This window comes from Azospirillum sp. B4 (assembly GCF_000333275.1).
Lineage (GTDB): Bacteria > Pseudomonadota > Alphaproteobacteria > Azospirillales > Azospirillaceae > Nitrospirillum.
This window is the reverse complement of record NZ_BACU01000415.1, coordinates 1-9,857: the sequence shown is the minus strand read 5'-3', so window position 1 is coordinate 9,857 and position 9,857 is coordinate 1. Positions and strand designations below refer to the sequence as shown.

6 protein-coding genes are annotated in these 9,857 nt (G+C 66.1%); 5 read left to right on the top strand and 1 reads right to left on the bottom strand.

What is annotated here, in order from left to right:
• Positions 1 to 209 precede the first annotated feature (209 nt).
• Positions 210 to 3,446 carry a hypothetical protein gene (locus I55_RS18480; protein ID WP_148293825.1) on the bottom strand — a complete coding sequence of 1,079 codons (3,237 nt, stop codon included), beginning with the start codon at positions 3,444 to 3,446 and terminating at the stop codon, positions 210 to 212.
• Between the two features lie 586 nt (positions 3,447 to 4,032).
• Here I55_RS18480 and I55_RS18475 point away from each other — a divergent pair.
• From I55_RS18475 to I55_RS18455, 5 genes are all read left to right on the top strand, one after another.
• The gene (locus I55_RS18475; RefSeq protein WP_044562054.1) at positions 4,033 to 4,869 is read left to right on the top strand and encodes a hypothetical protein; all 837 of its coding nucleotides are present in this window, start codon (positions 4,033 to 4,035) and stop codon (positions 4,867 to 4,869) included.
• 185 nt (positions 4,870 to 5,054) lie between these two features.
• Positions 5,055 to 6,527, top strand: a complete 1,473-nt coding sequence (locus I55_RS36100; protein ID WP_148293824.1) for a hypothetical protein — start codon at positions 5,055 to 5,057, stop codon at positions 6,525 to 6,527.
• A gap of 372 nt (positions 6,528 to 6,899) precedes the next feature.
• Positions 6,900 to 7,460: a hypothetical protein gene (locus I55_RS18465; RefSeq protein WP_044562052.1), complete on the top strand. Its 561-nt coding sequence runs from the start codon at positions 6,900 to 6,902 to the stop codon at positions 7,458 to 7,460.
• 25 nt (positions 7,461 to 7,485) lie between these two features.
• Entirely contained in the window at positions 7,486 to 7,956 is a 471-nt protein-coding gene (locus I55_RS18460) for a hypothetical protein (protein WP_044562051.1), read from the top strand.
• Positions 7,957 to 7,969: 13 nt separating this feature from the next.
• Positions 7,970 to 8,686 (top strand): hypothetical protein, encoded by a 717-nt coding sequence (locus I55_RS18455; RefSeq protein WP_148293823.1) that lies wholly within the window; start codon positions 7,970 to 7,972, stop codon positions 8,684 to 8,686.
• The last annotated feature ends 1,171 nt before the right edge of the window (positions 8,687 to 9,857 follow it).

The following is a 9,857-nucleotide window of genomic DNA, read 5'->3' as shown; positions in this document are numbered from 1 at the left end:
ACAATAGAGGCTGTAGAAAACTTCCAACGATGGCGCCGAGTAAGACGATACACGCCAGTATCAGGGCGTGCCTAGCTGCACCACCAAATCGACGGCCGACATGGCTCGCCAGCTTGAAAATTATCCATATGGCTAATGCGGCAGCCAAGGTGACCGTCGTGAGGACAAGAGCGGACATTGTCATGCGCCAGATGAAGTTAGTGATCTGATCAAGGGCTGGTCGGCTTATACCTGTCGGCCCTGACCTCCTGGATTTTCTCCCAAGTCCGCCCATCCAGTTTCCTGGTACGGGGTATGTTGGCGGCGTTCTGAAAGACAGCGAGGCAATCCCGGAATCGCTCATCCATGGTGCCGGTGGCCTCTCCCATATAGATGGCCATCACCTTCAGCACCTTCTGGGCGATGAGCACATGATCGGCGTCCTCATAAAGGTCGCCGGTCACTGGAGCGCGCGATGGCGGCTTTTGGGGGGCGGCGGCCGGCGGGCGGTCATCACGCTCCACGGAGACGCCTCGTCGCCCTTGATCATGGTCCTTGTTCTCAGGCGCCCTGTCGCCGGACCTGGATGAGGCAGCGTCGGTGTGCTGCGGGACGGGAGTGGGGGCGGACTGCTTCCCGGCCGGGCTTGGACCCGGTGGCTGGAGAGCATCGGATGCTCCACCGGATGGTCCGGCCGACAACGTTCCCGCAGGTCCCGCCTGGAGCGGCGCGCCCGCTTGTGGCTTGACTGGACCAGAACGCCCGGGGCCTACCGGTATGGGTGGGATGCCGTCGGCGTCATCGGCGTCAGCTGCAGCCGCTGCTTCCTCCGCTGAGGAAGCTGACGGCTTTGCAGTCGTTTGGTGGCGGGCCCGCCCAGCTGCCGGTGCACCAAGCGCCGGGGCCTCATCGCTTTCCCCATAGGCGGCGGCGCCATGACGGCCGGACAACGCATCGGGGAGCATGCTCCAGGTGGACATGACGGCGAGGACGGCCACCAGGGTCCCGCCGACGGGCGCCCAACGGGCCGCCGCGGCGCCAAGGCGGACCATGCCCAGGCTGATCAGCAGGCCGACGATACCGCCGACCGGGGACAATACCGCCGGGCGGAAATCCCTCAGGATGAGGGCGGCCCCCACACACAGACCGAGGCTGAAGGCCATGGTCAGCAAGGCGGTGCGACGGGGCATGGGCCGTGGTCCCACCGGATACAGTGCGTCATGATCATCGTCGTCACGACCTTCCCCCGCCGGCGGAACGGCGCTGTGGCGGCCATCGGCATTGGAATCTTGCCGGTATGGCCCTGCAGGCTGGCGGTGGGGCTGCGGCTGCCAGTCGTCCCGGGAAGGAACGGGCCGATATGCCGGGGTAGCCTCACCAGTCACCAGGTGGGGGTTCCCGGGGGGCTGGAACGACACCCCTCCGCCGTTGAGGCCAATCTGCTCAGGGCCTTGCTGAAACGGGAGATCGCCCATGTAACGCAGGGGCGGTGAGGCGTCTCCGGAGGCTGCCGCCCGGTCGTTCAAGGCCTCGGCGGAAAGCCTCAATTCTTCCTGCAGCGCCAGGTTCTGGGTTTCCAGGGCAATGACGTGATTGGCCTGGTGGTTAAGGTCGTCGGTCAGGCGGCCGTTGTCGCTGGTCAGCCGCTCGATCTGCCGTTCAAGCTCGGCAGCGTGATGGGCCAAGTCCTGAATGCGCTGGTCGGTTTGCGCATCACTCGTCGGCGCGGGCTCGCCGCGATAGACCACCCGGCGCAGGGCATCGAGGTCCCGGCGGACGAAGTCGAGCTCAGCGTGACCCCCCTCACCACCGCCGTCAGCCACGACTTTGCGTAGGCGCACCAGCTCGGACCAGTAGCTGCGCTCCAAGGTGCTGGGGGTCGAGGATTGGACGCTGGCCAGCCAATCGGTAGCCGCTTTGGCCTCGCCCCTGAGGGCTTCCATTTCCTCATCGAGGCGTTGGCGCGCGTCCATTTCCTCGGTCAGCCTGGTGTTCAGCTCCTTGTCGCGCTCCTCCGCCAGGGCCAACTGATTTTGCAGGGCGGCGGCATTTTCATTCGCATTATCAGCCATGTCGCGCAATTCTGTCATTCGGCGCGCCACGCTCTCAATGGCCAATCGCAGCGGCGACAAGGCACTTGTCGCCGCGTCCCGCAGGCTCATGCGACGGACCCGGACCTGAGTGCCCAAGCCGATGTCGGTTTGGCGGGCCGGCTCCCCCAGGGCAGCGTCCTGGTCTTTCCCAGCCGCGGCGCCGGGATCATGGTCCGACGTCGTGACATTGGACGCCATTTCGATGGCCAGCCCGTGGATGGCGTCAACCGCCTCAGCCAGCAATTCAGCATCGCCTTCGACCTCGTCCAGCCGAAGTGTAAGCGCCTCGATTTCCGATTTGAGGCGCGCAGCTTCGGTTAATGCCGCCATGCCGGCCGCGAGTTCCTCGGCTTCAACATCGCTCAGTTCGTCGATCAGCGGCCCTCCGAGGCTGTGAGGAGGCTCGGATGGCAAGGGTACTTGGCTGGAATGCTGGGCCGGGGCCGGATCCAAATTCGGATCCTCTCCAGACAACCATGACGGGCGAGGAGCAGGGAAACCGCCAAAAGATTCCACCTCTTGTGCCTCAGGTGCCCGCACCGGAGCCTGGTTGTCCTGGCTGAGCCGGGTCATGGCACCGTCGACGATACCGCTGATCCAGGAAGGGGGGGCATCTCTGTCATCGCCGTGATGAGCTGGGGCAGATGATGAGGAAGAAGAGCTCCCCTCGGCGCTTGCTCCCGCCACTGGGCTCACGTCCGGGATGACCTGGTCGAGATTGTCGTCGGGAGCTGGTCCTTGGAGATAGCGGGCAAGGTCCGGCGGAAAGTCCATGCCCGTCGCCAGCCACGAGGGCAAGCCTTTTTCGTCCGCTCGAACTGCTCCATGGCGGTCCTCGGCGGATGTCATTGCATTTCCTGGCAGGTCAACCTGGCGCAGCAGGGGCTCCCTGGCATCGGTGTCGGTGTCGCTTTGACCGGAAGCGCCCGGGGGCCCGGAAAGCTGTGGTGCTTGCGGCGTGGGAACCGGCGCTGGGGCAGGGGGCTGGTGGGTTGGTGGCAAATCCGGTGGATTCCAGCGTATGCCCGCCGACCTTGCCTGCTCGGGGGCCCACTCGACTGTTATCGACAGTTCCCGTCCACCAGGACCGTCCGTGACTTCGAAGGCCAGCTTCGTGATGTCCGGCCGGATGGTTGGCACTGTCGAGGCCGCGACATCGAGGACCCGGCGCTTCAGGTCGCTGGGCTTGGCATATCGGTCAGGGTCGAGAAGTCCGATCGCATCCCTGAAGCGCTGAAGGGGGAGCACCCGCTTGGGGTTCTCCCGGGTCAATCCCAGGGCGTCGATGGCCCCGGACACGGTCATTGGCCATTTGCTGGCTGGAAACCCGCCTTCTTCGGCAGCTGGACTGGACTGGGCGGGGTTGGAGGCCATCTGGGAAAACTCCGGTAGGGAATAGAGCGTCGGCGACGGCGTCAGCCTTGGCGCGCGGTCCGAATGGAGCCCAGACTCGACGTCTACCCGCTCCAGCCGTCGCGCTACCCATCACCGGTCTCGGGCTACCTCCGAACCGCTGCCAGCTACCATCAGTTAGCAAGCAGCTACCGTCGCGACAGCCCAAAAGCGTGTCAAGCTACCATGAGATATCACGCAGATTCACGCAACAATGGGGCGACATGGCGGATTTACTGGTGTCGCCCAATCTGCTGCTATAGAAAACAAGCTACGACAAATTACAGCAAGTATAGCGCCGTCGCGCTCGTTTCCGGAGCTTAAGGCACGGTTTGGCGATTTCCGGCCATGCCGCCGTCTCCAGAGGGTGATGTGCGGGCGACGCGGCGTCAGGAAATCGCGACTCTCCGCCGCCAGAGCCTTTCTGGCCCGCGTCAAGCGTCGCCAGCAGGTGGTGCAGCGGGAGAGGGAAGGGATGCAGCGGACTGTCGGGGGAAGAGATGGAGCCCCGGTGAGGGGCACAAGGTGACGTCCCTGGCTGCGGCGGGATATTGAGGAGGAGCGGTTCTTGGCGACTGAGATCACCTTCAGCCCTGAGCAGGAACGGGTGCTGGCCGCCGAGGCCGCATCCGCCGGGGTTAACAGGCAGGACCTCATCCGCCTCGCGCTGGGCCGCCATTTGGGACGTGAAGACCTCTTCGTTCCTGTGCGCGGCGGCCGGCCCGGGTTCGGACGGAAAGGCGTCCCGGGGGGAGAGGCTGGAGGGACGCGGCGAACTCGGAAAGGCAAGATCTACCGCTTCACTTTTTCCGAAGCGGAAGCAGGAGAGCTCATGGCGCTGGAGGAGGAGTTGGCCATCCCCGCGCACCAGGTTTTGCGACGGGCCCTGGCCGCCTGGGTGGGCGGCGACAGCGCCTTTGCCGGGACGGCCCGCAGCCGCGACGATCCTGTTGTCGCAGGGCTGCACGACGTCCGTGTCGCGCTGACGCGGGTCGGCTCCAACCTCAACGCTGTCTCACGGAGTTTGCATCTGGTCCGTTGGGGGGTGCCTTCAGCTCAGCCGGTTGTCGAGGAGCGGGTCATCGCCGTCATCGACGACATCCTCGCCATGAAGGAAGCTGTCAGCGATGCGCTTCGGCCGGTCTCTGAACGCCGTCCACCCCGGCTGGTCCAGCTCGCATCCATCCTGAATGAGACCACGGTGATCATCCGCGAGGGCGTCAGGCGGCTTCAAGGTGGAGGGGGGCTTGGCGCGCAGCAGCTCCAGGTGATCATGAGGCGCTTGGAACGGGCGCACGATCTCGCAGCCGGTGAGGATGCCTCACGACGACCACCGGCGAGCTCGGCGGGTCCCTCCGGCGGGCCCCGTGGCGAGCATCCTGCGGTGCCAGGGGATGGATCTTGAGCTACGGAAGCAAGGATTGGTGGGGCAGCTCCCCCGCGGAAGCGAAGGCGGTCCGCGAGGCATTGGTTTCGCGCTCGGACAGTGCCTTGGGTCCCATTCGAGGCCGGGGCCAGGGCAGGGGGCGTCGCCGGCCGGTCATCGTGAAGTCGGTCTCGTCGGCCCACTCGCGCACAGCCGCAAGGGCCATGGTCTATTACATCGCGCGCATGGACAACCGGGGGAAGGGAGACGAGCTTCCCCGGGTATTCGACGGCGACGGCCTGCCCGTGGCACGGGAGGACGTTCCGGCCAAGTTTCGGCAATGGGGCTTGACGCCTGACGCCGAAAACTTGTCGCCGGCAGCGCGGCGGCGACGGGAGGAGGGGAGGGCGATGACGGACATGCCACCGGCCGCCCGCTATAGGAATGTGCAAGCCCGGCATTTCGTTCTATCGGCACCAATAGGGCCGGAGCAGGCGGGACAATTCGAGGCGGCCCTGGGCGCCACCGTGAGGGACACGTTCGCGGCTTGGGGGCATCCCACGCTGTGGGCCGTTCATGTGGAGCATGGCCGGGAAATCCATGGCCATGTGATCATAAAGAATCTGCGCGACAGCGGCGGTCGCCTGCGCATGCGTCGAGACGGAGCCGTACTCGACGGCCTGAGGGAAACCTTGGCGCGACATTGTCGAGCGGTGGGTTTGGATGTGGAGGCGACAAGGCGCGCCGACCGGCCGGAGATGCAGCGCGGCCTTGTCGCGTTGGGTGCTGCCCCAGATGGGGCGTCCCCTTGGAACAGTGAGGGGCGCCAGCCGATCTTCGAAAGGCTCCGGGAGCTGGCGCCTGACTGGATGGTGCAGGATGGCTTTACGATGCTGGGCAGGATCGCCGCCCGCGGGGCACGCAGAAGGCAAGGCTTGCCCCCAGATCCGCCCCGTGGCGTGGATCATCTCCAAGGGGCGGGGGAGCCGGTCCACCCATCCGATCACCATGTCGCCGATGGCCTGGCGCCTTATGAACAGCTTGCCAGGCGGCTCCAAGCCTTGGGGGTTTTCAGGAATGATGAAGATCGCGACAGGACCTGGCAGGCCCTGGCGTCATTCGACAGGCTCCGCCGGGAAGAATGGTGGCAACGCCGCGACACGGTGGGGCGCCGCGCGCAACGCACCCCGTTCAGCAACTGGATGCTGTTGAACCAGCCTATCGCGCTTGGGCCGGTCACCAGTGCTGCCCGTCGGATGAACCGGGATGCGGAAATTCGAGCGGCCTTGGCCGCCCTCCCCGAACCAGGCCCGCACCAGCCCCGCCGGATGGCAGGGGTGGTGGGGAGCGATCCCTTGTCGCTGGCGGAACAATTACGGGCCGCCGAGGCGGCTCGGGATGTCGCGGAATCACGGCGGCAGCTGCTGGTCTTGGCTCGTGGCCTCGAACTTGGTTTCCAGGGTGATCCTGAAGCGCTCACTCGGGCCATCAGGCTTCGTGATCTGGGTCATGCCCTGGAAACTGGACGTGGCCTGCCGGCGGCGCCTATGGCCGGACATCCAGAAGCTGCGCCCGGGCAGCCGATACCAGGCCGGGATGACGCTGCGGCTGGAGGCAGGGGGCAGGACGCGGGCAAGCCCACGGATGGCCGCCGTGAGGACCGGGGTGGCTTAGGAGCGGATTTGGACAGGTTCTAAGATCCGTTCCACTCCGGAAGGCAAAATAAATCGCGGTAGCCCATAACCGATGGCAGGGCCATGAGAACGGCCATCCGCCCCGCGAATTTTCGAAAACCGAGAATGGACGGTTCAATTTCCATAACCACCATTATCGGATAAAATGTAACAAAATCAATGTGTTATATAAATATCATTTCGGGTTGTGGCTCAGGCGCCATCCGATCCGCGCTAAGCTTTTTAGTGAGATTCCGATGGATGACGACCGTCTCCGTCTCATTAGAATCGTGTTCTGACGAAAAATAACTTGTGGTAGCTTGCCCGGTGGGCGAATGGGCCCGAGCTGGAGGCCTCCTTTGGGGCGCCAAACCAATCGCATTCGAGGGGGTAACCATGGCCGAGGGCCACATTGCGCAGTTCATCATGGCAGGTGAGATCATCAACGTCGGCAAGTTCAACGATGCCAAGGACGTCGCCTTTTTCAGCGCCCAGATCGGCTGCGAAATCGTGACGGACGATGACCATACGTCGCGTGTCGCCCGGTGGATCCACTTCTACGGCCAGGCGGCGCAAACCGCCGTGGATGAGCTGCAGAAGGGTACGCGCTGCGAACTGACGGGGCGGCTGGGGACGCAGAAGTCGGGCGACGATTTCATCGACACCTACGTGGTCGATGATCAGGACAACATCGTCATCAAGGACGATCGCGACGTCGCCCCCTACCCCAGCCGCGACAAAGACAATGGCGATGGGGGGCGCGCGGCCTCGGGCCGCTCGGGGAACGGCGGAGGGAACGGTCGCGGCAATGGTTCCCGCGGCAATGGCAGTCGCGGCGGCGACAAGGGCAAGTCGGCATCCGGGAGCGGGACGGGCGGAAGCGGCGGCAACCGCGGCAATGGCGATTCCGGCGGCGGAAGTCGCGGGGGACGCCGCGGCGACAACGCCCGTCCGTAATGGCATGGGGCGCCGGCGGTGACCCGTGGCTGACCTGAGGCGATACACGGTGATCGGTTGGCGTCCCGACAGGGCGGCGGCCGCCGTTACCGGCTACGAGATGGCCGGGACGGCGGGACAGGTGGTCGCGGCCCTGGAGCGGCAACCGCCCTATGCCGCGTGGCGGTTTGTCGCCGTGCTTTCAGGTCTCGTCGAACCCCTGGCCGTCTTTGGCAACCAGGACCCGGAGGCCTACGCATTCAGCGCCAGGCCCGCGGTCTGGGTGACCGTGGCGGGGTTTTGGCGCGGGACGGGGCATTCCTTCGTGACCCTGCTGCCCGCCGGGGACGGCTACGAGGCGATGGCGCTCGCGCAGGCGCGCTATGGAGCGCCGACGGAGTTGCAGATGCTCTGCGCCGTTTCCGGAAGGTGCGACGTCCTCCTTCGCGCGGAACAACGCCCGGCGGGTGGCTGGCAAGTGGGTACCCCTGCCCGCAGGGGGATGGGATTTGGCTAAGGCTATGGGGTGGATGATGGCGACGGTCATGGGGACGCGAGCGCCAGCCGCAGGAAAGGACTGGAGCACTGTCCTGCCCCGCTGGCTGGGATGGCTGGGATGGGATGGTGGCCATCATGTCGGGGATACCGTCACGGCCCGGGAGTTCGGGACGTGGCTGGGCGCCGGCGTGCTGTTGGCCCTGCTGGTGGGCAACGCGGTGCCGGTTTCCGACGCCGTTTCCGCCGGACGCGGCGTCGGCGTCAGGATGGATGACGTGCTGATCAGGCTCGATCGACACGCCCAGATGCTGGAACTCCTGAGGCGCAACCTGTGTGCCGCCGACCAGGCTCGCGGCGGCTCCATTTGTCCTGGCGTTCAAGCGCAAGCCCTGTCCACCCCGCTTACCGCTTATGTTCCAAAGGGCGCGCCGCTGGAGGCGCTGTTCGCGCTGAGGTCGGTCAAATCCGGGCCGGTTCCCACCGCCTGGGTCAGCCGAACAGGGGATGCTCTGGGCGCAGGCCTGCAGGAGATCAGGGTCGGCACCGTGGTCCCTGGTTTGGGACGCGTGGAGCAGTTGGTCCAGACCCCTAACGGTTGGGTTCTCCAGACGTCCGCCGGCTATCTGTCCCTGGACACCGCCGCGGGTGAGCAGTCCCCCGGTGGCCAGGGGACATCCGGCCAGGGGACATCCGGCCAGGGGACATCCGGCCAGGGGACATCGGCCGGGCAAGAAGGGAACGGCGCATGAAACCCTACCCATCGCCATCCGGCTGGAAGCGCCGGGGACAGCGCAGTGGACGCCGGTCACCAGGGTCAACGGGAAACTCGGGATGGTCTCCTCTGACCTCGCGCCATGTGCTGTGCCTCCTGCTCATGACCGCGGCGTGTCCTCCTGCCATCGCGGGCGACATACCGGATGGGCCTGTCGCCGGCCTCGGCGTCATGGTGCCCTTTGACCTGGCCATTCGGCAGATCGTTCCCGACGATGTGTCTGTGCGCGTCGAAGGGGGGGCTGCGCTCCCCCGCCGCTTGGTGAACTGGCGTGGAGGTCCGTCCTGGCAGGCCAGCCTGCGCAGGATGTCGGAGAGCATCGGCTACAGCGTCCAGGTCCAGGATGGGAAAGGCCTGTTGCTGGTGCCCTTTGGGAGCATTGTGGCCGATGGAGCCCTACCCTCCGGAAGTGCAGTTCCGCCGGCTACACCGGCGCCAGGCGCGCCAGCCGCCCCTCCCCTTGTCGTGTCACCCGCGCCGGCGGCCCAGGCGGCAACGGTGGCGCCGGCGGGACGCGCGCCGGTGACCCAGGAGGTCTTGGCCCCCGCCGTCGCGGCCCAGGAGGCAAGAACCGCACAGGCGTCGCCGACGCCCCTCCAGGCCCAGCATTGGGTCCCCTCGGCTGATGCGGAAACTCCGACGGCCGCCAAGTCGACATCCGCCATCGAGGGCACGGCGGGAGCGGCATCGCCGCAGCCTGTGCCATCGCCGGGCCCAACCCTGGCTTCTTCGATCCAGGCGCCCTCTACGCCGCCACCCGGCAAAGGTGTCATCAGTGCGCCCTCACCCGGACCGGCCCCCGTTGCCGCCGGCCAGGCGCCGGTCGCCGAGGCGAAGCCGCCGGAGGAAGTCGCGTCAGGCCCCAACTTGACCGCCCCTGCCGGCCAAGACGCACGCCCATCGCCAGCCCCGGAAGGGCCTCCCGCCGGTGTACCCGTTTGCCCGACGCTCCCGGCCCGCCTCCCCGGCCACGAATTACTGCCGGACGCCGGCGCCATGGACGTGTCGACCCCGCATCTGTGGCGGCTGGAAAAAGGCTCCACCCTGCAAGCAGCACTGCAGGGCATGACCAATTCAGTTGGACTGCAATTCACCTCGGAGATCGGCCCCGTCAATGTCGAGGTGGGAGGTGGCTGCTGGGGTCTCTA